This is a genomic window from Streptomyces arenae, from assembly GCF_022343545.1.
GTDB classification, from domain to species: Bacteria; Actinomycetota; Actinomycetes; order Streptomycetales; family Streptomycetaceae; genus Streptomyces; species Streptomyces humi.
The window spans coordinates 155,933-178,906 of record NZ_JAKQYH010000006.1 but is presented as its reverse complement, the minus strand read 5'-3'; the positions used below and the strand labels follow the sequence as shown (position 1 = coordinate 178,906).

At 68.9% G+C, this 22,974-nt stretch carries 29 protein-coding genes; 20 read left to right on the top strand and 9 right to left on the bottom strand.

Annotated elements, in window-relative coordinates; genetic code table 11:
• Positions 1-11 precede the first annotated feature (11 nt).
• Positions 12-710 carry a hypothetical protein gene (locus MB828_RS03680; RefSeq protein ID WP_301646892.1) on the bottom strand — a complete coding sequence of 233 codons (699 nt, stop codon included), beginning with the start codon at positions 708-710 and terminating at the stop codon, positions 12-14.
• Positions 711-788: 78 nt separating this feature from the next.
• On the opposite strand from MB828_RS03680, the gene MB828_RS03675 reads away from it, so the two are divergent.
• Genes MB828_RS03675 through MB828_RS03650 form a run of 6 tightly spaced genes read left to right on the top strand, consistent with a single transcriptional unit; the run spans position 789 to position 4,513 of the window.
• On the top strand, positions 789-1,094 hold the full coding sequence (locus MB828_RS03675; RefSeq protein ID WP_301646891.1) for a hypothetical protein: 306 nt from the start codon (positions 789-791) through the stop codon (positions 1,092-1,094).
• Entirely contained in the window at positions 1,091-2,374 is a 1,284-nt protein-coding gene (locus MB828_RS03670) for a putative T7SS-secreted protein (RefSeq protein WP_343236148.1), read from the top strand. Before MB828_RS03675 ends, MB828_RS03670 begins: the two co-directional genes overlap by 4 nt.
• 12 nt (positions 2,375-2,386) lie before the next feature.
• The gene (locus MB828_RS03665) at positions 2,387-2,965 is read left to right on the top strand and encodes a hypothetical protein (protein ID WP_301646889.1); all 579 of its coding nucleotides are present in this window, start codon (positions 2,387-2,389) and stop codon (positions 2,963-2,965) included.
• Positions 2,962-3,630, top strand: coding sequence for a hypothetical protein (locus MB828_RS03660; RefSeq protein ID WP_301646888.1), 669 nt, complete (start codon positions 2,962-2,964; stop codon positions 3,628-3,630). The genes MB828_RS03665 and MB828_RS03660 overlap by 4 nt, the downstream gene beginning before the upstream one ends.
• Positions 3,627-4,190, top strand: coding sequence for a hypothetical protein (locus tag MB828_RS03655; protein WP_301646887.1), 564 nt, complete (start codon positions 3,627-3,629; stop codon positions 4,188-4,190). Before MB828_RS03660 ends, MB828_RS03655 begins: the two co-directional genes overlap by 4 nt.
• 53 nt (positions 4,191-4,243) lie before the next feature.
• Positions 4,244-4,513 (top strand): hypothetical protein, encoded by a 270-nt coding sequence (locus tag MB828_RS03650; RefSeq protein WP_301646886.1) that lies wholly within the window; start codon positions 4,244-4,246, stop codon positions 4,511-4,513.
• A 20-nt stretch (positions 4,514-4,533) separates the two neighbouring features.
• On the opposite strand, the gene MB828_RS03645 is transcribed toward MB828_RS03650, so the two are convergent.
• From MB828_RS03645 to MB828_RS03610, 8 genes are all read right to left on the bottom strand, one after another.
• Positions 4,534-5,619: a hypothetical protein gene (locus MB828_RS03645; protein WP_430381320.1), complete on the bottom strand. Its 1,086-nt coding sequence runs from the start codon at positions 5,617-5,619 to the stop codon at positions 4,534-4,536.
• Positions 5,610-6,287: a hypothetical protein gene (locus MB828_RS03640; RefSeq protein ID WP_301646884.1), complete on the bottom strand. Its 678-nt coding sequence runs from the start codon at positions 6,285-6,287 to the stop codon at positions 5,610-5,612. Before MB828_RS03640 ends, MB828_RS03645 begins: the two co-directional genes overlap by 10 nt.
• A gap of 381 nt (positions 6,288-6,668) precedes the next feature.
• Entirely contained in the window at positions 6,669-7,559 is an 891-nt protein-coding gene (locus MB828_RS03635; protein WP_301646883.1) for a hypothetical protein, read from the bottom strand.
• A 36-nt stretch (positions 7,560-7,595) separates the two neighbouring features.
• Positions 7,596-8,264, bottom strand: coding sequence for a hypothetical protein (locus MB828_RS03630; protein WP_301646882.1), 669 nt, complete (start codon positions 8,262-8,264; stop codon positions 7,596-7,598).
• Positions 8,265-8,273: 9 nt separating this feature from the next.
• Positions 8,274-9,416, bottom strand: coding sequence for an enoyl-CoA hydratase/isomerase family protein (locus MB828_RS03625; protein ID WP_343236147.1), 1,143 nt, complete (start codon positions 9,414-9,416; stop codon positions 8,274-8,276).
• Between the two features lie 58 nt (positions 9,417-9,474).
• Positions 9,475-9,777 (bottom strand): hypothetical protein, encoded by a 303-nt coding sequence (locus tag MB828_RS03620; protein WP_301646880.1) that lies wholly within the window; start codon positions 9,775-9,777, stop codon positions 9,475-9,477.
• A gap of 60 nt (positions 9,778-9,837) precedes the next feature.
• Positions 9,838-10,845, bottom strand: coding sequence for a hypothetical protein (locus tag MB828_RS03615; protein ID WP_301646879.1), 1,008 nt, complete (start codon positions 10,843-10,845; stop codon positions 9,838-9,840).
• Positions 10,846-10,877: 32 nt separating this feature from the next.
• Positions 10,878-11,495 carry a hypothetical protein gene (locus MB828_RS03610; protein ID WP_301646878.1) on the bottom strand — a complete coding sequence of 206 codons (618 nt, stop codon included), beginning with the start codon at positions 11,493-11,495 and terminating at the stop codon, positions 10,878-10,880.
• Positions 11,496-11,766: 271 nt separating this feature from the next.
• On the opposite strand from MB828_RS03610, the gene MB828_RS46630 reads away from it, so the two are divergent.
• From MB828_RS46630 to MB828_RS03540, 14 genes are all read left to right on the top strand, one after another.
• Positions 11,767-12,255 (top strand): type VII secretion target, encoded by a 489-nt coding sequence (locus MB828_RS46630; protein WP_343236146.1) that lies wholly within the window; start codon positions 11,767-11,769, stop codon positions 12,253-12,255.
• Positions 12,252-13,655, top strand: coding sequence for a hypothetical protein (locus MB828_RS03600; protein WP_301646876.1), 1,404 nt, complete (start codon positions 12,252-12,254; stop codon positions 13,653-13,655). Before MB828_RS46630 ends, MB828_RS03600 begins: the two co-directional genes overlap by 4 nt.
• Positions 13,656-13,796: 141 nt before the next feature.
• A complete protein-coding gene (locus MB828_RS03595) occupies positions 13,797-14,654 on the top strand; it encodes a hypothetical protein (RefSeq protein WP_301646875.1) in 858 nt (285 codons plus the stop codon).
• On the top strand, positions 14,651-15,301 hold the full coding sequence (locus tag MB828_RS03590) for a hypothetical protein (RefSeq protein ID WP_301646874.1): 651 nt from the start codon (positions 14,651-14,653) through the stop codon (positions 15,299-15,301). The genes MB828_RS03595 and MB828_RS03590 overlap by 4 nt, the downstream gene beginning before the upstream one ends.
• On the top strand, positions 15,301-15,897 hold the full coding sequence (locus tag MB828_RS03585) for a hypothetical protein (RefSeq protein WP_301646873.1): 597 nt from the start codon (positions 15,301-15,303) through the stop codon (positions 15,895-15,897). Before MB828_RS03590 ends, MB828_RS03585 begins: the two co-directional genes overlap by 1 nt.
• 488 nt (positions 15,898-16,385) lie before the next feature.
• Complete coding sequence (locus MB828_RS03580) at positions 16,386-17,126, top strand: hypothetical protein (RefSeq protein ID WP_301646872.1); 741 nt, start codon at positions 16,386-16,388, stop codon at positions 17,124-17,126.
• Between the two features lie 17 nt (positions 17,127-17,143).
• Entirely contained in the window at positions 17,144-17,983 is an 840-nt protein-coding gene (locus MB828_RS03575; RefSeq protein WP_133027490.1) for a hypothetical protein, read from the top strand.
• Positions 17,980-19,287: a CpaF family protein gene (locus MB828_RS03570; RefSeq protein ID WP_046726464.1), complete on the top strand. Its 1,308-nt coding sequence runs from the start codon at positions 17,980-17,982 to the stop codon at positions 19,285-19,287. Before MB828_RS03575 ends, MB828_RS03570 begins: the two co-directional genes overlap by 4 nt.
• A 39-nt stretch (positions 19,288-19,326) precedes the next feature.
• Positions 19,327-20,292: a type II secretion system F family protein gene (locus tag MB828_RS03565; RefSeq protein WP_430381323.1), complete on the top strand. Its 966-nt coding sequence runs from the start codon at positions 19,327-19,329 to the stop codon at positions 20,290-20,292.
• The gene (locus MB828_RS03560) at positions 20,289-21,209 is read left to right on the top strand and encodes a type II secretion system F family protein (protein ID WP_301646870.1); all 921 of its coding nucleotides are present in this window, start codon (positions 20,289-20,291) and stop codon (positions 21,207-21,209) included. Before MB828_RS03565 ends, MB828_RS03560 begins: the two co-directional genes overlap by 4 nt.
• Positions 21,210-21,252: 43 nt before the next feature.
• Positions 21,253-21,504 carry a hypothetical protein gene (locus tag MB828_RS03555; protein WP_133027488.1) on the top strand — a complete coding sequence of 84 codons (252 nt, stop codon included), beginning with the start codon at positions 21,253-21,255 and terminating at the stop codon, positions 21,502-21,504.
• Between the two features lie 28 nt (positions 21,505-21,532).
• Positions 21,533-21,988 (top strand): TadE family protein, encoded by a 456-nt coding sequence (locus MB828_RS03550; RefSeq protein WP_133027487.1) that lies wholly within the window; start codon positions 21,533-21,535, stop codon positions 21,986-21,988.
• A gap of 110 nt (positions 21,989-22,098) precedes the next feature.
• A complete protein-coding gene (locus tag MB828_RS03545; RefSeq protein WP_133027618.1) occupies positions 22,099-22,494 on the top strand; it encodes a TadE/TadG family type IV pilus assembly protein in 396 nt (131 codons plus the stop codon).
• Entirely contained in the window at positions 22,491-22,952 is a 462-nt protein-coding gene (locus MB828_RS03540) for a TadE/TadG family type IV pilus assembly protein (protein ID WP_133027486.1), read from the top strand. Before MB828_RS03545 ends, MB828_RS03540 begins: the two co-directional genes overlap by 4 nt.
• Positions 22,953-22,974 lie beyond the last annotated feature (22 nt).

Here is a 22,974-nt window from a genome sequence, read left to right as displayed (position 1 = left end):
GCACCCGGCTGTCAGGCTTCGGTGGCCCGGGCCTCGCCCGGCTGCTGATGGTGCCTCAAGTAGGTGTGCAGCTCGCTGTCCCACTCCTCGGTCGTCAGCGTGAGCCACGAACCGTCCTTGAAGCGCAGGAGCAGCCTGTCGTTCTTGAGCTTGAAGGCGGGGAGTGGGTCCGCAAGGACGGCTTCACCGGTGGGTATCTCGGCGACGACCTGCATGAGGGCGTCGCGGCGGATCGACACCCGCTTGGGCGGAGCGGCCAGCAGGATGCGGTTCCCGGCGAGCGCGACCAGACGTTCGTGGTGGGAGGAATGGCTGTACCACTGAAGGAGGAAGCGGCCGGCTGCCCCGTTCCAGTCGCCGTCGAAGGCCTTGTCGAGGCCGAGTTCGACGAAGGCCTCGGCCCGCCGCTTCTCGTTGAGTTTCGCGGCGCGGTGGCGCTCCTGTTCGCCTGTCGTCGACAGCATGCGCCTGATGGCCTCTTCGCCCGCCGCAAGGAGGCCGAACATCTTGCCGATGTACAGCAGGGGTGTCCCCAGAGCGACGCCGAGCATGCCGAGCGGCCTTATGGAAGCGGGTCGCAGGGGCGCCGATCCGGTTGCCCGGTGTACTTCGGCGGGCGGTTCGGGGATCTTGCCGATCGTGCACCAGGCCGCCGCGTCGGGTGTGACGCCGAGCCGGTTCCGTATGGTGCGGTCGGTGCTCGTGGACAAACCCGTCCCACCTTCCAGGTCGTTTGTCGAAGGAAGTCTCGCGGCAGTGTCTCATGTCCATGATGGGGGATTTTTTCAATGGCGGACAGAATCAGGTACGACCTCGACATGATCAAGGGGTGTTCACGCACGCTGGGGAAACTCCACAACGAGTTTGACCAGCACGGGAATCCCTCGGACGGATACGAGGACGAACTGGGACACGAGGGCCTGAAGGACGCCTTCGACGATTTCAGTACCACCTGGAAGAAGACGCGCAAGAAACTCTCGAAGGAACTCAAGAAGCTGGCCGATTACACCGGCGCGGCGGCCGAGAAGTACGAAGAGATCGACCACGAGTTGGCCAAGGCGATTGCCGAGAACACGGGGAAGGGCAAGAAGTGAGCAGGCGATCCGGTGACTGGCCGCCGTTGTGGGACGGGGATCCCACTCCGGGGGATCCCGACGAAGTGGCCGCTCTCGGGCGGAAGCTGCGGCAGATGGCCGACACGATCGACGAACAGGCCCGCGTGATCAAGGCGTTGTCCTCCGTGGAGGGCTGGGACAGCGACGCCGGCCGGGCCTTCAACGAGATCGCCGACGGCGCCGGTGACCGGCTCAAGAAAGCGTTCGAGCGGTACGACGAGGCGTCCAAGGCGCTCGGCACCAAGGTGGCCGAAGGCGAATCCAAGGAATTCGCCGGAGAGTTGCACCGGGCGCAGAAGCAGGCCGACAGGGCCCTGGCGGACTACCGTGAGGCGAAGTCCGATCACGATCTCGCCGACCGGGAGGTGAAGAAGTTCACGGACAAGTACCCCGTCAGTCAGATTCCCGAGGCCGACCGGCCCGAGTACGAGCGCTGGGAGAAGAAACGCGACGAGGCGCTGCACCGTATCGGAGCGGCGCGCAAGAAGGTCAAGGACGCCAGGGACATCTTCGACGACGCCGGCGACCGGGCCGCCCGCCACATCAAGGACGTCGTCCACCACGACGCGGTCCGTGACCCGGGCGGATTCATGAACTGGCTCGCCGACTGGGCGGACATGTTCTCCAACATCTCCGCGATCCTGTCCGTTCTGGCGGTCGTGTGTGCCTTCATACCCCCGTTGCAGTTCCTCGTTCCCATCTTCGCCACCCTCGCGGTGCTCACCAGCGCCGCGGCCCTCGCCGGTCACGCCTACGACATGTCGGTGCGGGGCGGGAAGGTGAACTGGTTGAAGCTCGGCACGGACTTCCTCGGCGTCCTGCCCGGTCTCGGGGCGCTCAAGGGCTTCAAGGCCGTCGGCAAACTCCGGGGACTCGCCAAGCTCAAGGCCTTCGGCAGGGCCGGTACCTGGGGTGAGGCCTCGCTGCGGGGGCTCGACGGCATCGGCCACAACTTCCTCAACGGCCTCAGCGTGGGGCTGACGAACAAGGTCCTCGCCCAGGGTCTGAAACTCGGGCAACGGCTCAACGTCGGCGGTCTTCCCGAGAAGTTCGTACCCATCGGCGGGAAACAGATCACCGGGGTCATCAAGGGCAACGGTCTCGCGAGCGCGCTGCACCGGATGTTCAGCGGCGAGAACGGCGGGACCACCGGCTACCAGGAACCGGAAACGGCCGAGCCGACCCCGGCTCCGGGCCCCACTCCCTCCCCGTCGCCCCAGCCCTCGCCGAAGCCCTTCAATGCGGCCCTGGCCGCGTAGGAGGAGATCCCGGTGAGCGACTCAGATGACCTCGGCTCGTGGGAGTTCGTCGGCCGCAGGGGCACGGATCCCGTGCTCCTCGTGCCGGGGCGCGTGCTCGCGGCCACCCCGGCCACCAAGGCGTTCGCCGAACGGGCGGGCGGCGAACTGCGCTTCGACTTCCTGGACGACCGGGCGGTCCTCCGTATGCTGCGACGCCGGCACCAGGACGAGACCGCGATGTTCGACGCCGGACTCAGGATCGGCGCCCCGCTCGCGATCGTCGGGTTCGGCGCCGCCGTGTACTGGGGCGGAGTCGTCCAGTACTGGGAGTCGGGTACGGCACGGGCCGTCTACGCGTGCGCCGCCAGCGCGGTCGTACTGATCCTGCTCGCTGTCTACGTACGCACCGCCGCGGCCCACTGGGGAGACCCCGTCCGGCAGAACCTCCGTGCCCGGGCCCGGCGGTATCGAGAGCTCGCGCAACTCGCGCGCGCGGAGGGCGCGGACGTGCCCGCCCACTACCCGCACTACGGGCCGTATCCGTTCGCGGCCAGGTTCCGCCCCGAAGCGGATGAAGCAGAGACCACCGATGGAGAAGGCCTGTCGTGAGCGCCATAGCAGCCGAGGAGAACGTTCAGGGCTCGATCGGTGGTCCTGGCATAGACGTGCGCTGGATCATGCCGGAGGGGTTCTTCGAGATCCCGATGGACGCGGAGAGCCTGGACGAGACCGCCGGGCAACTCGTCGAGCTGGCCCGCGCCGTGATGCCGGAGGCCACCTTCGAGGTGCAACTGGAGTGGGCGGTCATGGTCGCCGCGCACTACGACTCGTTCGCCGAGGCCGGGATCCAGTACTCCGGCTTCGTCATGACGGAGGTGGACGGGGAGCGGTGTACGGCGACGGTCACCGTCAGCATGATCGACCTGGACGAGAGGGCGGGCCCGCATCCCGTCGGGTTCCTGGGCTCGACGATGCGTCATCTCGAGATGGGACAGGTCAGCGAGATCGCGCTGCCCTGCGGGCCGGCCGTGTCCTGCATCGGGACCCGGAAGGGGAGCATGCCCGGCAGCCTCACCGCGTCCGGAGCCGACGAGCCGGTGGTGACCTCCTTCATCCAGGTCCAGATACCGCTGAGCAACGCCACGGTTCTGGTCCTGGAGATGGGCACGCCCACACCGCGGGCGTGGGACGTGTTCTCGGCGATGTTCGCCGGCGTCGTGAAGAGCGTCCGCCTGTTCAGTGATGCGGGCAAGCCGATGGTGATGCCGGGATGACCACGAAGCCCGACCTCACGGCACCGCCCAGGGACTACCGGCTCCTGGTGCCCCGGGACTGGTTCCGCATCGACCTCACCCAGGACCGCTGGCGCGCCCAGCTCAAGACGTTCGTGGACCACCAGGCCGAGGGCAAGAACGTTCCCGCCGAGGTCAAGCAGGAGACCTGGGCGACCCTGCGCAACACCGCCGAGGCCGCGGTCAGGACCGGCGCGCTGGAGTTCTTCCTCAGACCGGAGCTGGAGGGCGGCGGCATCCTCCCCGCGTCGCTCCTCGTCTCCCTGGTGCCTGGGCGCGGGGGACCGGCTCCCCGCGACCTGGAGAACGTGCTCGGGGCGCAACAGCGCGGGAACGCCTCCGCCGCGGACGTCTCGACCGTCGCCCTGCCGGCCGGAGAGACCGTCCGCGTCCTCGGCCCCACCACCCTGGACCTGTACGTCCAGATGCCCGGCGGCGTCGGCTACCTCGTCCTCGCCTTCGCGGTACCGCTCAACGGGGTGACCGGCCCCATGGCCGGACTCTGCGACGCGATCGCGGAGTCGCTGCGGTGGATCACGTGAGGCCCGCCCGATGGGGCCCGCCTTGGCGCCGGCCGGTCGAGGAGAACTGACACGTGGGTGACTACAGCACGCTCGACACCGGGACGTTCGTCGACGACTCGGGGACCGTCCGGGAGATGGTCCCCTCGTCGGTCATAGCCGCCGTTCCGGCCGCCAGGGCTGCCGCCGAACGATACGGCCGGCAGGTGCGGTTTGCCGTGCCGCCGTCCTTGGCGCCGTCGTTGTCGAGCTCATCCGCAGCGCTGGACACCAGTCCGTATCCAGCGGTCACGACACCGAGCGAAGCAGAGGTGATCTCCACGATTGATGACGGCGGGCCGTAAAGGTCCGCCGCCGATCCCTCTCAGCGGTTGACGGCTTGGATTTCCTGGACGGTGATGTCCTGGGTGGTTCCGAAGGTGCCGTTGGGCAGGTTTCCTCCGGCGCCGCCGGTGCCCGCCCAGGAGATCTGCCAGGTGATCGTCGCCCGCAGCTTGAAGACGCTGTCACCGGAAGAACGCAGGTACCTGATTCCGCAGGGCGGTGTCCTGCCCGCGTCTCCCTTGGCATAGGGCTTGCCGATGGAGCCGTCGGCGTTGATGGCGCACTCACCGGAGGCAGGGAAGGTCTGGGCGTCCGCGGTGCCGGGTTCCAGCTTGAGGGAGACGGGCTTCGCGGTGGTCGTGGCCCGAATGTTGAAACCGGGGACGTTGAGTGCCGCCGTGGCCTGGACCTCGTCGAAGACGGCCTTGTCGAGCCAGGCCCAGGTCGGCAGGTTCACCTTGGTGGTGGTCTCGGGGGCGAGGGTCACCTTCGTGTCGGGAAGCTCCATGCGCTGGTACGCGAGGGCGGCGAGGATCTGCGGGGTGACGGCCTCCTTGTACCGGGCCGGCGGGGTGTCGCCGTTCTCGACCCAGAAGGGGAGTTCGGTGCACGAACTGCGCTTGAGGATGTCGGGTTCGTCGGGGTTCTCGACGGCCGCCCAGAACATCCCCTCGCCGTCCTTGTCGACGTTGTAGTCCTTGTAACCAGGGGTGTCGGTCCAGCCGTAGTCGTCCTCGTAGTGGCGCTGCATCTCGCCGATCGCCGTACCCGCGGTGCCGCCCATTCCGGGCGTGTTCTTGGCGCTCTCGATCTGCGCGGACATCTTCTTCTTGAAGTCCTTGGCACCCAGGTACGGGGCGTACCAGCAGGCCGGAGGCGTCCAGCTGACATCGGAGGACGTCACGTTCCCGACACCGCCGTTCTTGGCTACGGCGCCGGAGTACTGGATTTTGGCGGCGGCGTAGACGGTGTTCGTGTCTCGGCCGCCTGACTGCTCTGTGTCGGCGCCCTTGTCCTTGCCCGTCGGCCCTGCCGCGTAGGCCGGTTCCGACAGGAGGAGAGCGCCGAGAACCAGAGTCAGCGCCCCGGTGCCGAGCAGTACGCGTCGCCGTCCGCTCACTGGCACTTCGCCGCCTTGGTCTGGACGTACACCTTGGACGCCTGCCACAGGTCATCGGCTGTGGGGAACTTGGTCATTACGATCTTGAAGTAGTCGAAGTCCGCGAGACTCGGCTTGGTCTTCAGGACCTTCCCGGTCTTGATCTCCTTGCCGTAGAACTTGGTTGAGTCCACGCAGAACGCCACCTCTACGGCCTGACCGTTCGTAGTGGAGCGCGTGGTGACGTCGTAGTGCCGCTCCGTGCCGGTCGCCGTCCAACCGCCCTTGATCCAGTCGTTGATCTGCACCTGCGCATAATGGAGCCCGTCCCCTGTGGCGTAGGTGGTCACTGCAGCGTCCTTGGTCGTGCGCTTGTCGATGCCGCGGTAGATGGCGCGGAGGAAGTTCGCGGCATCCTCCATCGCAGCCGCCTCGTTCTTGTCGTTCGGCTTGGGCCAGTCGAAGACCATGGTCAGGTCCATGTCTTTGGGCAGCGACACGTCCACGCCGTCCGGCTTGTCTGCCGCCGGTGCTCCCGAAGCGGATGCCGAAGCCGTCGGCGTCTTCGTCCCCTGGCCGGCTCCGGCGATCTTGTCGTTGTCGCTGGCCTTGTCGTCCCCGCCGCCGCAGGCGGTCAACAGCAGTGCTGCGGTTGCCGCCAGCGCGGCAGCGGCGGGCAAAGTACGGCGCTTCACAGTGAACTCCCCGTGAGACAACAGTCCATTCAAGAGGTCCGACGCTATCGGGGAGCTTCCCGGTTTCGCCAGCGCGAACTTCGCTGTGAATGGTGATAATCCGGGGCGCATGGCGTGCTGGAGGGTGTGACCTGTGTCCTGATCGTGCCTGAACGGATGACGCCGTCGGCCGCGTTTGTATGCGGTGTGCGTGGCGCCGTACGGCGGGAGTTCCGTTGCGCTACCGCCAAACCTTGCAGATCGGGCGGGTGCACGGCCGATCTGCCGATGTGTACGGTTCGGGTCGAACCGAGGGTCGGTCAAAAACCTTGCTTGCTGCGGTCTGTGGTCACCTCACCCTGTGCATCGCCTTATGCGGACGCGCAGGGCGAGGCAAGAGCGTTACAGATCGCCCGGCTTCGGCGCCGCTGCTTCTCCGGAGGGACCCATGAGGATGGAGTGGGTCTCGTGAACGTCCTTGGCTGCCTTCGAGGGCACACTCACCTCCACCATGACGATCCCGCTCCGGAGCCGGGTGATGACCGGGGGCTGGGAGCGGCTGGGGAGTTCGCCGAGGAATCGCGTCAGCCGGGCACGCTGGCCTGGGGACAACTCGCTTTCGGCGACGGTGTGGACGGCTCCGGAGAGTAGCTGGCACAGCCGCTCGGCGCTGTCGGGATTGCCGGTGAACAGGCGGATCCAGGACTGGTCCACGAAGCTGAGCCGTACGTCGGCTTCGGCCTCGCTGAATGTCATCCGTCTTGCTCCGGCGAGAGAATCGCGAGGGAATTCCGCGAGCACGTCGGCCTTGTCCAATGTGCCTGTTCGGGTACCGAGAAACAGCAGACGCCGACTCGTCAGGGCGAGGTCGGTGGCATAGCCCTTGGGGCGGCGCGCTGGATCCAGTTGCCAGGGCACCGTCCGCGCCAGAGTGTCGGGCGCGGCCCACATGACGGGAAAGTCCTCGACCTCGTTCTCCGGTTCCTCAGGCCTTCCACGCACGGGTACATCACCGAAGGGCGAGCCGGCGGCTCCGCCGATGTTCGCGATGAGGTTGGCGATCAGTGGAATCCCGACGGCGAAGGCGCGGCCGGTGCGTTGCGCGACACGGTCGCCAGTCGTGCGCAGGGTGTAGCTCGGACCCGCAGGCCAGTCACGCAGTTCCTGCTGGATGTCGTTGCGATCGAGATCTCTGAACCAGCGGGATCCAGAGACAGCCGGTGAGATGCCGGTGGCGAATTTGGCCGCGGTCCTGATCAGCAGATCCTCGTCGGCTTCGGGATACCAGTCCATCAGTACGTCATCTCTCCACGGAGGAACACAACTCGGTCAATCGAGAAGACCGGCAGGAGCGGTCGAGGGCGGGAATTCCACCGAGCCGACGATTCCCGCGACGGCGTGTGCGAACTCATCCCACTGTTCCACTGAAGCCGTGTCCAGGGTAAACACAGCGGTGTACGGACCGGTTGCGAACGGGATGTGTACCTGGATTTGTCCCATGATGAGTTCCTCGTCCTGGCCGGACTTCGTGTATCCGCCGTCCACGACTAGTTTCTGGAAGCTGACTGCGCAGACCGCCGGCCCGCACGGGAGATCCAGCCAGGTCACCTCGCGCAAGGTGTCCCGGAGCAAGAGTGCCTTGATGCCCTGCGCGACGACTTCCTGATCCGTCTCACCGGACTCGAAGGCCGCGATGGTGAGCGAGCAGTGTGCCACGCCTCTGTCGTCCTCCAGCCCGTAGAGTCCGATACCGAAGAAGCCGACCCCGCTCGCGAGCATCTGATCGGCCATGGCGCTGTACAGCGAACCCATGGTTTCCCACAGGGGTACTTCACCACGTGGATAGATCTCGCGGACGAGTTGCTGTGCCGCCTGTGCCCGCTCGTCAGCATCGAGTGAAACCTCGATCGCGTGCATACCGTCGGGTAGCCGGAAGGCCATCGGGGGCAGTACGGCGCCCTCGATGGTCAGATCCTGGAGTGTCTCAGGGGTGTTCATGAACGGCACTCAGCCCCCAAAGTCATTTGTTGCGATGGTATGCACCTTGTAGGCATCGAGGGCGCCCTTGATCGAACCATCGATGATACGGCCCGCCCTGCCCATGGGGGCGATTGCGTCGGCCCCCTTGATGAACTTCAAACCCGACACCAAGTTGATGCCCTGGGTGCCGAGAAACTGACCCTTGCGAATATTCTGCAATCCGCTTTCGACCGCCAAGGTCAGTCGGCTGCCGCCTTCGCCCAGCTTCACCATGGGCACCGCTTTGATGGGACCGAAGAGAACAAATGCCTTCCCGACGCTGGTTACGCCGCGGTAGCCCTCGCCGAGCTCTGCGGCCCGTGCGGCCGCGTTTGCGCCCTTCGCGAGTTCTGCGCTGCCCGTGAGCCCCTTGACGCCTGGTAGGACGCCGAGGGCGTCGAATCCGATCTCGGTCCAACTGACTTCCGCGCCAGCTGCTTTGGCGGCCAGATGGGTCAGGAGGGCTGCGCCACTCGTAATCATCGCTGCGGCGGCGAAGATGGCGCCTATAGGTTCGAAGGGAGCGGTGATGATGGCGAGGAGTCCCAGTACACCGCTGGCCAGGCTGAGAAGGTCGCCGATTGCTTTGAAGACGTCCGCGTGATCTTTGATCCAGTCGCCGGTGGCGTCCCAGGCACCCTCGATACCCTTGCCGAGTTTGTCCCAGAAGCCCGGCTCGTCGGGCGCGATGTCGCCGGCCTTGTCGAGCTCCTTGCTGACCTGACGGGCGGCCGCCCGGTAATCCGCCTCCAGTTCATGGACCTTCTGAATGACGCCGTCCACGGCGCTCGAGGCTTTGGCGAGTTCGTCGCTGCCCTTGCCGGCGGCCTTCCCCTCGGCCTCTGCCTTGGCATTGAGTTTGTCCCCGGCGCTCTTCTCCAGGCGGTCCGCGCGGTCCTGGAAGTCCTGGAGGTCGTCGGCCCAGCGGTGCAACGCGCGCGAGGCCTTGTCGAAGGACTCGTGGCTCTTGCGGATGAGAGGGGTGACGTCCTGGCCGACGTACTCGCTGAAAGCGATCGCGGTCTTGCCTTTCCAGGCACCGGTCTCGATGCGCTCCAGTTCTCCCAGCGCCGTACCCAGCTCGCCGGCCAGCTTGCCGAGCTGCTTGGCGAGGTCTCGGGTGTCCTCCACGCTTCCCGGCGTGGGGTCCCAGCCTATGTGGGGGAAGGCAGGCCGTTGCCCAGCCACGTCACTTGCCCTTCTGCTTCGGAGCCTTGAGGGACTCGGCCAGGTCCAAGTCGAGCTTGTCGAAGCTCTCGCCGATGTTGTTGATCATCTTCACGGCGCCCTGGGTGTGCTTGCCGAGCTGCTTGATGCCGTAGCCCCACTCGTCGGCGAAGTCCTGGACGTCTTCGATGAGCTGCTTCTCACCGACTGCCGAGGCGTCCGCGCTGCGGAGAGCGCGGCGGGTGGTCTCCATGCGGTCGCTGATGGACGAGAAGGTCTTCTTCAGGTCCTGGAAGATCGTGTCTTCGAGGCGTAGGTCACTCATGTCGGATTCCGGACTCCTGGAGCGGCTGTAGCTCGAGCTCAGCGGGCTGCTCACGTCTCATCAGCGGTTCACGGACTGGACTTCCTGGACCTTGACGGCCTGGTCGTTGCCGAAGGTGCCGTCCGGCAGGTCGCCTCCCGTGCCGCCGCTGCCGGTCCAGCTGATCTGCCAGGTGACGGTGGCCCGCAGGTTGAACGTGCCGTTCCCGGAAGAACGGAGGTACCTGATCCCGCACGGTGGCGTCCGGCCGGCCTTGCCCGTGGCGTAGGCCTCGCCGATCGTGCCGTCCGCGTTGATCGTGCACGCACCGGAGGCGGGATATGTCTCGGCGTCGGCCGTGCCCGGTTCAAGCCGCAGTGAGACCGGCTTCGCCGTCGTGGTGGCCTGGATGTTCAGACCGCCCACGGAGAGCGAGGCGGTGACGGAGACCTCCTTGAAGGTGGCGTCGTCGAGCCAGGCCCAGGTGGGGAGGTTCACCTTGGTGGTGGCCGCGGGAGCCAACGAGACGTCCTTGGACGGCAACCGGACCCGGTTGTAGGCCAGTTCGGCGAGCACCTGCGGGGTGACGGCTTGCTGGACGGGCGGTGTGTCCCCGTTCTCCACCCAGAAGGGCTGTTTGTCGCAGGCCTGCGCCTCGGGCTCCATCCATCGGTCCGGATCGACCACCGCGACCCACCAGTTGCCCTCGTCCTTCTTGTCGAGGTTGTAGTTCTTGTACGTGCCGTCCTTGTATTCGTCACGGAACATTCCGACAGCCGCCTTGGCGTAACTGTGCTGGCCGGGCGTGTTGACCGTCTCGGTGTACATGTCCTCGACGTACTTGCCGAAGTCCTCTGCGCTCCGGGGCTCGTACCAGCACGCGGGTGGTGTCCAGTCACCCACGGGCTGCACGTTGCCGCTTCCGCCGTCACCGGCGCTGCCGGTCGCGGAGCCGCTGAAGGTCACTTTGGAGACGATGCTCGTGCCACTCTGCGCGCCACTGGTCTTCGTCTTGCCGCCGTTGGACTTGCCGGGCGTGCCCCATTCGGCGAACGCCGTGCCCGGCACCAGGGCAAGAGCCGCTGCCATGGCCCCTGTGGCAAGCCAGCGGTGGTGCATCCCTACGGAAGGCACTTCTTGTTCCCCCGGTCTGAAGTCAGCTTGGTGGTCTGCCAGACGCCCTCGCTGTTCCGCTCCAGGCGCGTGCTGTACAGCACATAGGAGTTCTTGGTGGCGGGGGACCTGTCGACCTTGTTCGTCTTCCGGTTCTTGTTGAACGCCTTGCTCTCGTCCGAGCAGTACGTGACTCCGGCGGACTTCGCGTCGAACACGCTGATGGCCGGGGAGTGGTAACGCACCTCCCCGTAGTACGTGAACCCGGCGTCCACGATTCCCTTCACCCAGTCCTGGCTGCCGGCGAGTGCGGTACCCGTCTGGTAGAAGCTCAGGGCGGACGACTCGGGGTCGCCTTTCGTGACGGAGAACGTCACCGCGGTCTGCGCGCGGCCGGCGTCCGCCAGGATCGCGTCCTTTGTCGCGTCGCCGGTCGTCCACCCCTCGAACGACTCCTTGACGTCGCTCGGCAGGGTCAGATCAGGGCGCTTCACGTTGACGGAGGAGGTACTTGGTGAAGCCGACTCCGTGCCGCTTCCCGTCCCGGCACCGTCGATCTTTTCGTTGTCCTTGGAGTTGTCGTCCTTGCCCCCGCAGGCGGCCAGCAGCAGAGCTGCTGCGGTCACGGCGGCAACGGGCAAAGTGCGGCGCATCACAGTGGGCTCCCCGTAAGACAAATCTTGAGTCAAGAGCACTGACGCTATCGCTGGGGTGACTGGAAGGCCAGCGCGCCTCTGGCCCGGTGGCGACGCCGTTCACATGGAGAACGGTGCAAAGCAGTGCGTTAGTACGGAGAACCCCCGATCCCGCAGCCCCGTGAGAGTGAGGTTCGCCGGAGGTGCAGGCGACTGACCCTGGGCAGTTGCGGCGTGGGAGTCCTGATCCCGCGCCCGGCGTGTGGGCCTTGCGGGGATTGTACGAGCGCGGCGTGAGCGGCCGCCCGGTCCGTCTGTTGGATCCCGCTCCTTGGGTCTCCCTTTGCGGTTCGTTGGTTGTGGGGTGGAAAAAGGCCGACAGACAGTGACCGTGGCCCTCTGCGTGTCGTGGGGCGGTCGGGCAGGCAGGCGTTCACGGGGGTCAGTGGTGGCGGATCACGTCAAGGTGTCCACGAATGAGTTGCGGGAGATCAGCAGATCTGTCGCGAAGCTGAAGTCCAGCTTCGAACACGCGAAGGATCTCGTCGACTCGTACGGCCCTGAGATCGGGTCCGGTGAGGTCGCCGACGCGCTCGGTGACTTCGCCGACGACTGGAAGAAGAAGCGCCAACAGCTCTGTGACGGGCTGGAGTTCCTCGGGAAGACCGCGGGTGAGGCGGCCAAGGCCTACGACGGGCTGGATCAGCATCTCGCGGACGCGCTGCTCAAGGCACAGCCGGGGGACAAGTGAGCGACCACGACTTCTCCGGTGTCGACTGGCAGACGGCCCGGTACGACGACAGGGAGTTCACGCCCGGCGACCCGTACGAGGTGGCCCGGCTCGGCAAGCGGATCTCCGACACCGCCAGGCTGATCGAGGAGCAGGCCGGCAAGCTCAACAACCTCGTCGACGGGAACGGCTGGGACTCGGACGCCGGCCGGGCGTTCACCCAGAAGACCGGGGACACCGTCAAGCTGCTCAGCCAGTCGCATCAGCGGTACGCGGCGGCCGGCGCGGCGCTCGGGTCCTCCGTACCGTACGAGCCCATCGCCGACCAGGTGCGGGAGAACTGGGCCACCGCGCTCAACCACGCCCAGAACCGGGTGCGTTCCGCTCTGAAGAAGGCGGCCGCCGCCGACGCCGACAGCAGCAGCTACCAGAAGCAGCTCGACCAGCATCCGTCCAGTGACGACAGCCATCCCGACAAGCAGAAGCTGAAACGGCAGAAGGAGGCCTCCGACGGGGACCTCGACGCCGCCAAGCGGGAGCTGCGGGCCGCGCTCGACTACCGCGACACCCAGGCGGGGTACGCGGCGAAGGCGATCAGGGACGCCGTCGACCACGACGGCCTGAAGGATCCCAAGCACCACTGGTGGGACGACTGGAAGGACTGGGTCGCCGAAATCGGGCACTGGGCCGGGGTGATCGCCGGGGTGCTGTGCGTACTGGCCCTCCTCCTCAGCTGGGTGCCGATCCTCGGTGAGGTGCTCGCCGCGCTGGCACTGGTCGCCTCCGTGGTCGCCCTCGTCTGCGACACCGTCTCCGCCCTCGACGGCAAGGGCACCTGGCTGGACGTCGCCATCGACCTGGTCGGTGTGCTCTCCTTCGGCGCCGGACGGATCCTCGGTACGACAGCTAAGGAGGCCGCCCTCGCCGCTCGCGGCTCGTCCGCGCTGAAGGACGTCCAGGCCGCCCGTGAGCTCGGCCTCGGCAAGGAGTTCGCCGCGGACATCGCCGAGTCGCTCTCGGGGGTGAAGCCCGGCAAGATCGGCGAGGCGCTGGCGAAGGGGCCGGCGAGTCTGCTGCCGAGGATGCGGTCGGTCGTGAAGGAGTCCTTCGACATCAAGTCGTACTTCACCGCCATCGGCAAGGGCGAGGACATCGGCGAGGGCATCGTCCGCGGCGGCAGGCTCCCCGGGCTGCGGCTGCTGTCCGACTCCGGTTTCAAGACCATGGCCCGTTCCGCCGGCGGTCTCTACTGGGCGAGCCAGACCGTGCCGACGGCCGCGGGGATCCTGAACCTGGCGCCCACGCAGGGCTGGGAACAGCCCTTCGAGGCCGATCTGTTCGGCGGCCTCAAGAAGAGCGTCCCCGGCCTCGGCGCCAACGGGATCCCGTTCTACAACGGGCACTTGACCGTCCAGGGCTGACCGTCCGGGGCTGACCGTCCGGGGCTGACGGGGTCGGACTGATGGGGTCGGACTGACGGGGCGGGACGACCGACACAACCGGGCCGCCGGGGCAGCAGGGCGGCCGGGACTACAGGGCTAGCAGGGAACGAGGCAGGGCACGTGGCAGGAGAAGACGGCGGCGGGAGCGTCGACGAACAGTTCGCCCGGCTTCCGCGGAGCGCACGGGACGCACTGGAGGAGAGCGGACTCGGTCTCCCGCAACTGCGCCGGATGGCGGCGGAGGAGGGTGGGGAGCGCCGGGTACGGCACATCCTCTCCGAGTTCGCCCCGTCCGGCTCCTCCGGCACCGCCGGCTGGTGGGAGTACGGCGGTGACCTCGACGGCCGCCACCGCGCCCCGGTGTGGCCCTGGCTGCGGCTGCTGCTCGTCGCCGTGGCCGCGGTCGCCCTGTGCCTGCTCAGCACGTACTGGCTGGACCGGCAGGCCCTGTTCGTCGGCGGCGCCCTCGCCCTGGCCGTGGTCTGGGCGGGGTACCGGACCCGCTGGTCGCGCGGCGGGTTCGTGGTGTGCGGGCTGGTGGGGGCGGCGTACCTGGCCCTGGTCTGGCTGGGGTCCTACTACGCCGGCGAGTGGTACCTGCACCTGCGTGGGCAGGAGACCACGGTCACCTACGCGGCACCCGTGCACGAGCAGGCGTCGCACGGCGTCCGCGTCACCTACTGCCGGGTCAGGCTGCCCGACGGAACGGTCCGCAGGGTGTTCGAGAACGACGAACGGTGCACCGACCCGGACATGGCCGGCACCAGGCTCACCGCGGTGATCGACCCGACGGACCACTACCGCCCCGTTCTGGGCCGCGCGTCCGACATCGGAGGCACCGTCCAGGGCTGGGTCTGCCTCGGTGCCGCCGCCGTGCTCGTCCTCGCCCCGCTGTCCGCCGCCGCCCTGAGCCGGGCCGACGAACGGCGCGGCGGGCGGGGCGGCCGGAGCGGCCGGGCGAGCGGAGCCGCCGTATGACCGGCACCGGTGAGGGGAGCGCCGTGGACTCCGTGCCGGCCACCGTCCCGGCCCCCTCCGACTACCGCCTCGCCGTTCCCGAGGGCTGGGAGCGCATCGTGCTCGACAGCCCCGACCGGTGGACGCACCGCGTCGACAAACTGGTCAAGCGGGGGCTGCGGCGTACGAAGGCCACCCCGCAGCTGGAGGCCGCGCTCGCGGAGCGGATGCGGGCCCAGGCCGAGGCCGCGCACGCCAACGGCGGCGTGGAGATGTACTTCGTCCAGCAGGTCGTCGGTCAGGTCCCAGTCTCCGCCGGTCTGGTCGTGACCGTCCTGCGGCCGTCGTCCGGCACCGAACCCGGTGACCTCGCCGACATCGCACGCTCCCTCGCCCTCGGCAGGCCCGGCGAGGACGACGTCACCCTCGTGGACCTCCCCGCCGGTCCCGCCGTACGCCACCGCCACCTCCGCAGGCCCGCCCCCGACGACCCCGACGGCAACAAGCTCGCCGTCGTCCACCTGGACGTCTACCTCGCCGTCCCGCACAGCGACCAGCGGCTGCTGCTGTCGTTCTCCACGCCCACGGCACCCCCGATGGAGCCGCTCGTGGAGGCCCTGGTCACGCTGTTCGACTCCGTCGCCCGCACCCTGCAATGGATGGCCTGATGCCCGAGTTCGCCGCCGCCACGGTCCGTCTGCGGACCCCCGAGCACGCCGTCGCGCTGCCCGTGCGGACGCCCGTCGACCTGGCGGCCTGGGCCGCGGCGGCCGCCCGGGGGCTGGTCGGTCCGGACGACGGCGAGCCGAAGCTGCTCGACGCGCTCGCCCACGAACTCCGCGAGGCCGCCGCCGACTCCCGCGAGCGGGGTCCGGTCACGGCGCTGTCGTACGTGCCGGAGCCGCGGCTGGGCGAGCTCGCCCGGATCGAGCTCTCCGCGCTCGTCGCCGACGAGAGCCACCCCCGCCTGACCGTCGACCTCCTGCGGCGCTACCTCGCCGCCCCGACCCCCGACTCCTACCGCCCACCCGAGGCCGAACTCCGCACCCTGCCCGCGGGCCCGGCGGTGAGGGTCCGGCACGCGTACGTCCAGGACGTCGGCCGGGACGGACTGGGGACGGTCCTGGAGACCTGTGCGTACGGCATCCGGGCCGACGAGACCTGGGGGCTCGTCCTGCTCGCGTCCTGGCGGTCGTTGGCGTACACGGACGCCCTGTGTGAACTCACCGACGACCTGGCCCGGACGGTCCGGGTCACGTCCTGACCGTCCTGGGGTGCCGTGGCGGGATGCCGTCAGCGGGCGGGGCAGGTCCTCACCCGCTGGGTCCTTCACGGCAGCGAAGCCTCGCCCGGCCGGGTGATCCTGCTCGGGTGACGGCACCGGCCCAGGGGCGTGTCACGAGTCGGCGGCGGGGCGTGAGCAATTCGTGCAGGCCTCATGGGTGCGTGGTGACGGTCAGGGCCACCGGCGGTGCGGGAACGGGCCGTTGTGGATTCGCCGGCGCACAGCCCGGTTGGTCGCCGCGCCCCTGTGTTCCCAACCGCCGCACAGGTCACCGTCGTTGCAGATCGCAACGTCGATTTCGGTGAGGTCAAGGAGTCCGGGCGTGCCTTGAGGGGCTTATGTGCGGCTGATACGGTGCGAGCGCTTGACACTCACCCCCCAGCGGAGTATTCGCCCGAGTCGGGGTATTTCGTGTCGAGTTCAGAAGTTCTTGACAGACACAGTCTGGGTTAACGGGGAGCGGTTGCGTGAAGATCCAGGAGCGTACGGGGGCGGGCGCCGGTCGTTCCGCCGGTCCGGTTCAGCCTTCGGTCGGTGACCGCCTTCCCACCGCGCCCCGCGAGCGCAAGCCCGCGCTCGCCGCGCTCGCCGTCCTGCTGATCCTGCTCGGCGCGCTGGGCGCCACCACGCTGGTGCTCCAGGCCGGTGACCGGATCGAGGTCATCAAGACGACCGCCGAGATCCCCGCCGGTTCCTCGGTGACCAACGACAACGTGACCTCGGTGATGGTCGCGGCCGACGACAGCATCCACTACGTCAAGTGGTCCCAGCTGGGCGCCCTGCGGAAGCTGAAGGCCGTCAACACCATCCCCAAGGGCGTCGTGGCCGTCGGTGAGATGTTCGGCAGCGGCAGCGCGCTGGCCGACGGGAAGGCCACCGTCGGTCTCTCCCTCAAGCAGGGCCAGTACCCGAGCGGCCTCGAGATCGGTGACGTCGTCGCCGCCTACCGCGTGACCAGCGGCGGTTCCTCGTCCTCCGGCGGCTCGTCGTCCTCCGGCGGTTCCTCGTCGTCCGGCGGCGGTTCCGCGATCGTCAGCCGCGCCACCGTCAGCTACGTGCCGGACGGCAAGAGCAGCGACACCGACTTCGTCAGCAGCACCAACCTGGCCGTCACGGTCACCGTCGACAACAACGACGCCGCCGCGCTCGCGCAGGCCGCCTCCAACGGCGAGGTCGCCCTCGTTCGCGTCCCCGGCAACGGCAACTAGAAGGCGGCTCCCACCCCATGGCGCTCATCGCAATCGCCGCCGACAAGGGTTCCCCCGGCGTCACCACCGCGGCCGTCGCGCTCGCCGCGGTCTGGCCGCGCCGGGTCCTGCTCGCCGAGGCCGACCCGGCCGGCGGCGACCTGGTCTACCGCAGTGCCGCCGCGCACGGCGGACCGCTGAACCCGAACACCGGCATGCTGTCCATAGCCGCCACCGCGCGACGAGGGCTCGTACCCGACCAACTCTGGGACCACGTACAGCCATTGAGCGGCGGCCTGGAGGTGCTGGTCGGGCTGGGTGTCGCCGAGCACGCGGCCGGCCTCGCCGGGCTGTGGCCCACCCTCGGGCACGCCTTCGCCTCGCTGGCCGACTCCCCGAACGCCCCGGCCGACGTCATCGCCGACTGCGGACGGATCAGCGGCGACACCCCGGCTGTGGAACTCTTCCCGCACGCCGCGCTGGTGCTGCTCGTCTCGCGCACCGAGCCCGAGTCGCTCGCCCGGGTCCGGGACCGTGCCGCCGCGCTCGCGCAGAAGCTGCACGGCGGTCCGCGCGGCGCCGCCGCCCTCGCCACCCCGCTGATCGGTGTCGTCCTGATCGCCGACCCGTCGAGCTCCGGCAAACTGGTCAACCAGGTCAACGACATGCTCGTGCACGCCCAGACCGGCGCCCGGGTGGTCGGCACCATCGCCGACGACCCGGCCGGCGCCGACCAGTTGGCCGGCCGCAAGCGGGGGCGCCTCGACAAGTCGCTGCTCATCCGCTCGGCCCGCAAGGTCACCGCCGACGTCCACCAGCAGTACGGCGCCGCCTGGACCGTACCGGCCCAGACTCCCCACGCGGGGGCCGGCCGATGACCGCTGTCGACCACCAGTTGGTCAAGCGGTTCCGGCAGGACGCCGGCGACCGGATCGCCGAGCAGCGCCGGCAGGACCAGGCGTCCGGTGTGACGCCGATGTCCACCGAGGACGAACGGCAGTACGCCCGCGCGGTCATAGCCCAGATCCTGGAGGAGTACGCCCGCGCGGAGATCAACGCCGGGCGCACCCCGCTGGACGCGGAGACCGAGGAGCAGTACGCCGCCGCCGTGCACGCGGCGCTGTTCGGCGTGGGCCGGCTCCAGCCGCTGCTGGACAACCCCGAGGTCGAGAACATCGACATCAACGGGAGCGACCAGGTCTTCGTCGGCTACTCCGACGGGCGGGAGGCGAAGGTCGACCCCGTCGCCGAGACCGACGAGGAGCTCATCGAGCTGATCCAGGTCCTCGGCGCCTACTCGGGACTGTCGTCCCGGCCGTTCGACTCCGCCAACCCGCAGCTCGACCTGCGCCTGCCCGACGGCTCGCGGCTCTCGGCCGTCATGGACGTGACCCGGCGGCCCGCGCTCTCCATCCGCCGTGCCCGGATGGGCAAGGTCTTCATCTCCGACCTGGTCGGCAACGGCACCCTGACACCCGAGGTCGCGCACTTCATGGCCTGCGCGGTCCGCGCCCGCAAGAACATCATGATCGCCGGGGCCACCAACGCCGGCAAGACGACCCTCCTGCGCGCGCTCGCCAACGAGATCCCGCCGCACGAGCGGCTGATCACCGTCGAGCGGGCCCTGGAGCTCGGCCTCGACACCTTCCACGACCTGCACCCGAACGTCGTCGCGTTCGAGGAGCGGCTGCCCAACTCGGAGGGCCAGGGCGCCATCGGCATGGCCGAACTGGTCCGCCGCTCGCTGCGCATGAACCCGTCCCGGGTCATCGTCGGCGAGGTCCTCGGCGACGAGATCGTCACCATGCTCAACGCGATGTCGCAGGGCAACGACGGCTCGCTGTCGACGATCCACGCCAACAGCTCCAGCGAGGTCTTCAACCGCATCTCCACCTACGCGCTCCAGGCGTCCGAGCGGCTGCCCATCGAGGCCAGCCAGATGCTGATCGCGGGCGCGGTGAACTTCGTCGTCTTCATCCAGCGGCGCAACAACTACCAGACCGGCGGCCGGCTCCAGCGCATGGTCACCTCCGTGCGCGAGGTCAACGGCGTCGACGGCCGGGTGCTGTCCAGCGAGGTGTTCGCGGAGACGCCCGACGGCCGGGTCGTACCGCATGCGCCCATAGCCTGCCTGGAGGACCTGATGGCCTACGGCTACCAGCCGCACGGGGCTTGGGGGTGACGTGACATGAAGCTGGGTTCACTGGACTCCCTGGGCTCCATGGGCGGGCTCTTCTCCACCTCGGTCCTCTTCGCCCTCGGCTGCGGGGTCGCCGTCGGCGGCGGACTCGCGCTGCTGATCCTGGCGATCCGCGGCCTGCCCGCCAAGCCCGAGCACGAGAAGCAGAAGGCCGAGGAACGGGCCGCCGAACTCATCCGGTTCGCCGGCCGGCGCGGCTCCCTGGCCGCCATCGTCGGCCTGGTCGTGCTGCTGCTGACCCGCTGGGCGGTGGCCGGCATCGCGGCCGGTGTCCTCGTCTTCTTCTGGGACAAGCTGTTCGGCGGCGCCGCCGAGGAACGCGCCGCGATGAAGCGGGTGGAGGCCCTCGCCTCCTGGACCGAGTCACTGCGCGACACCATCGCCGGCGCGGTCGGCCTGGAACAGGCCATCCCCGCCTCCGCACGGGCCGCGGCACCGATCCTGCGCCCGCACCTCGACGCCCTCGTGGACCGGCTGCGCGCCCGCACCCCGCTGCCCGACGCGCTCCAGCACCTCGCCGACGAGATCGACGACGCGTCCGCCGACATCATCGTGGCCGCGCTCATCCTCAACGCCCGGCTGCGCGGACCCGGTCTGCGCCAGGTGCTCGGCGCGCTCGCCAAGTCGGCCCGCGAGGAGGTCGACATGCGCCAGCGCGTGATGGCCCAACGCGCCTCCACGCGCCGCTCGGTGCAGATCGTGGTGGCCGTCTCGATCGCGTTCGTCCTCGGCCTGTCCGTCTTCAACCGCGAGTTCGTGGCGCCCTACGGCACCGCCGTCGGCCAGCTCGTACTCGCCCTGGTCTGCGCCCTGTTCGCGCTCGGCTTCTGGTGGCTGCGCAAGCTGTCCACCATCGAGACGCCGGAACGGTTCCTGGTCCGCGACCAGTCGTCCGTCCAGTTCGTACGACCGCCCCGCACCGCCCCCGGCCAGCCGGGCCAGCCCGGTCAGCAGCCGCTGCCCACCGAGGAAGGGGCACGCCGATGAACCTCACGATGCCGATCGTCGTCGGCGTGACCCTGGGACTCGGCGTCTACGCCCTGATCCGCGCCCTCATGCCGAGCAAGCGCAGCGCGGTCGCACAGGTCGCCCGGATCGACGCCATGCGGGCCCGCGGCGCCGCCTACGAATCGGCCCGGGGGACCCGGGACACCGGCCGGTTCGGCTCCCTGCGCGCCGAAGTCGGGGACCGGGTCGCCGAGTTCTACCGTCAGCAGGGCTGGGAACAGCGCTCGCTCCGCGCCGACCTCGCCGTCCTGGACCGCGGCTGGGAGAAGTTCCTGGCGACCAAGGTGCTGCTCGCGGCGGCCGGCCTGGTCTTCGGGCCGTTCCTGTTCGCCGTCGTCTACACCATGGGCTTCGGCCGCAGCCCGGTCATCCCGGTCTGGCTGGCCCTGGTCTGCGCGGCCCTGTTCTTCTTCCTGCCGGACCTGGAGGTACGACGGGACGCGGCCGAGAAGCGCCGGGACCTCAGGCGGGTCATCGGGGCGTACCTCGACCTGGTGTCGATGAGCCTCGCCGGCGGCCGCGGCCTGCCCGAGGCCCTGATGGCGGCCGCCGAGGTCTCCGACGGCTGGGCCAACCAGCGCATCCGCAACGCCCTCGCCGACGCCCGGATCACCGGCGTCAGCCAGTGGCAGGCGCTCGGCGCGCTCGGTGAGGAGCTGGGCGTGGAGGAGCTGAAGGACCTGTCGGCCTCGCTGGCCCTGGTCGCGGACGACGGCGCCAAGGTGCGTGAGTCCCTCGCCTCCCGCGCCGAGACCATGCGGCACCGCGAGCTCGCCGAGATCGAGGGCAGCGCGGGCGAGAAGTCCCAGTCGATGCTCGTCGCCCAGCTGCTGCTGTGCGCCGGCTTCCTGGTGTTCCTGATCTTCCCGGCGGCGATGCGGGTGTTCCAGGTCTGATCTCCCTCCACAACCGCGAACCCTTTCGAGAGGACAACACATCATGAACGGACGGAACTTCAGCACCGGGATCCCGGCCATGGACTTCCTCGTCACCTTCCTGCAGGGCCGGGTGCAGCGCGCCCGCTCCGGCGAACTCGACCGCGGTGCCTCCGCCGTCGAGTGGGTCATCATCTCCGCGGTCGTCGTCGCGATCGTCGGCGTCGTGGCCGCCATCATCAACGCCGCGCTCAGCGACGGCGCCAACAAGGTCGGCGACTGCATCAAGGGCGCCAGCGCGAGCAAGACCTGCTGACCGGGCGTACGACGGGGACGAAACGGGGATGACGGGGGTCTTTGTGGACGTGAACGCATGGCTGCGCCGCCGGGCGGCAGCCGCGCGCGGTGACTCGCGCGACTCGGGCATGACGGCCATCGAGTTCGTGCTGCTCACCCCCGTCCTCTTCTTCATGATCTTCGCGACCGTGCAGTTCGCGCTGTACTTCTTCGCCGACCACGTGGCCCAGGCGGCGGCCCAGGCGGGCGCCCGCAAGGCCCGCGCCACCGCCGACGCGGAGCCCGGCGCCTGGCGCGGCGAGGCACGGGACGTGGTCGACTCCTACATCAGCCAACTCGGGCCGCAGCTGGTCCTGTCGCCCGACGTGAAGATGCTCCAGCCGGAACAGAACACGGTCGGCGTCGAGATCTCGGCCCGCATCCCGACGGTGTTCCCGGGCCTGGACCTGACGGTGCACGCGCAGTCGTCGGGCCCGGTCGAGCGGTTCGTGGAGGACAACTGATGACCTCCGAGGAGCGCGGGACCGAAGCGCGCGGGACCGAAGCGCGCGAATCCGAAGCGCGCGAATCCGAAGCGCGCGGGACCGAAGCGCGCGGGGCCGAGGGGCGCGGGGTGCCGGACGACCGGGGGCTGTCGACCGTCGAGGTCGTCATCCTCGCCCCCGTCATGATCCTGTTCATCCTCGTGCTGGTCGCCTTCGGCCAACTCGTGGACGGCCGGGGCGCGATCGACGGCGCCGCCCGCGACGCGGCCCGCGCCGGCTCCATCCAGAAGGACCACGCCACGGCCATGTCGGAGGCGCGGAAGGCCGCCGACGCCGACCTCTCGGACGTCTGCTCGGGGCCGGTCTCCGTCGTCCAGACCAGCCAGGGTTTCGAACCCGACAGCATCTTCACCGTCGAGGTGAGCTGCGAGGTGCGCGGCCTGGCCATGCTGGGCCTGGACATCCCCACGACCCTCACCGCGAGCTTCTCCTCGCCGCTCGACCCGTTCCGGAGGGCGGCATGAGCCTCGCCGTGCTGCGCACCTGGTGGACCGCGCGGCGGCTCCGCCTGGACGACCGGGGCTCGGGCGCCGGTGCGGTCATCATCTTCGCCCTGGTCTTCCTGTCGCTCTCCGCGTTCGTCATCGACGGCGGCCTGTCCATCTCGAAGCGCGAACGCGCCGCCGACATCGCCGAACAGGCGGCCCGTTACGCGGCCCAGGACATCGACCTGGACGAGCTGTACGAGGGGCAGGGCACCGCGCCGATCAACTTCCAGGACTGCGACGCCCGGGTGAAGACCTTCGCCCGCGAGATGGACATGTCCGCCGCCGACATCGCGGGCACGCACTGCACCGCCGCGGACGCGCAACAGGTCCAGGTCGAGGTCCAGTTGACCTACGAGCCGGTCTTCACGGGCATGTTCTACGGCGGCGCCATCGTGGTCCACGGCGAAGCAACGGCAGAAAACGAGGTCGGCTGAGCCGCCTGGGCGGACCGCCGGA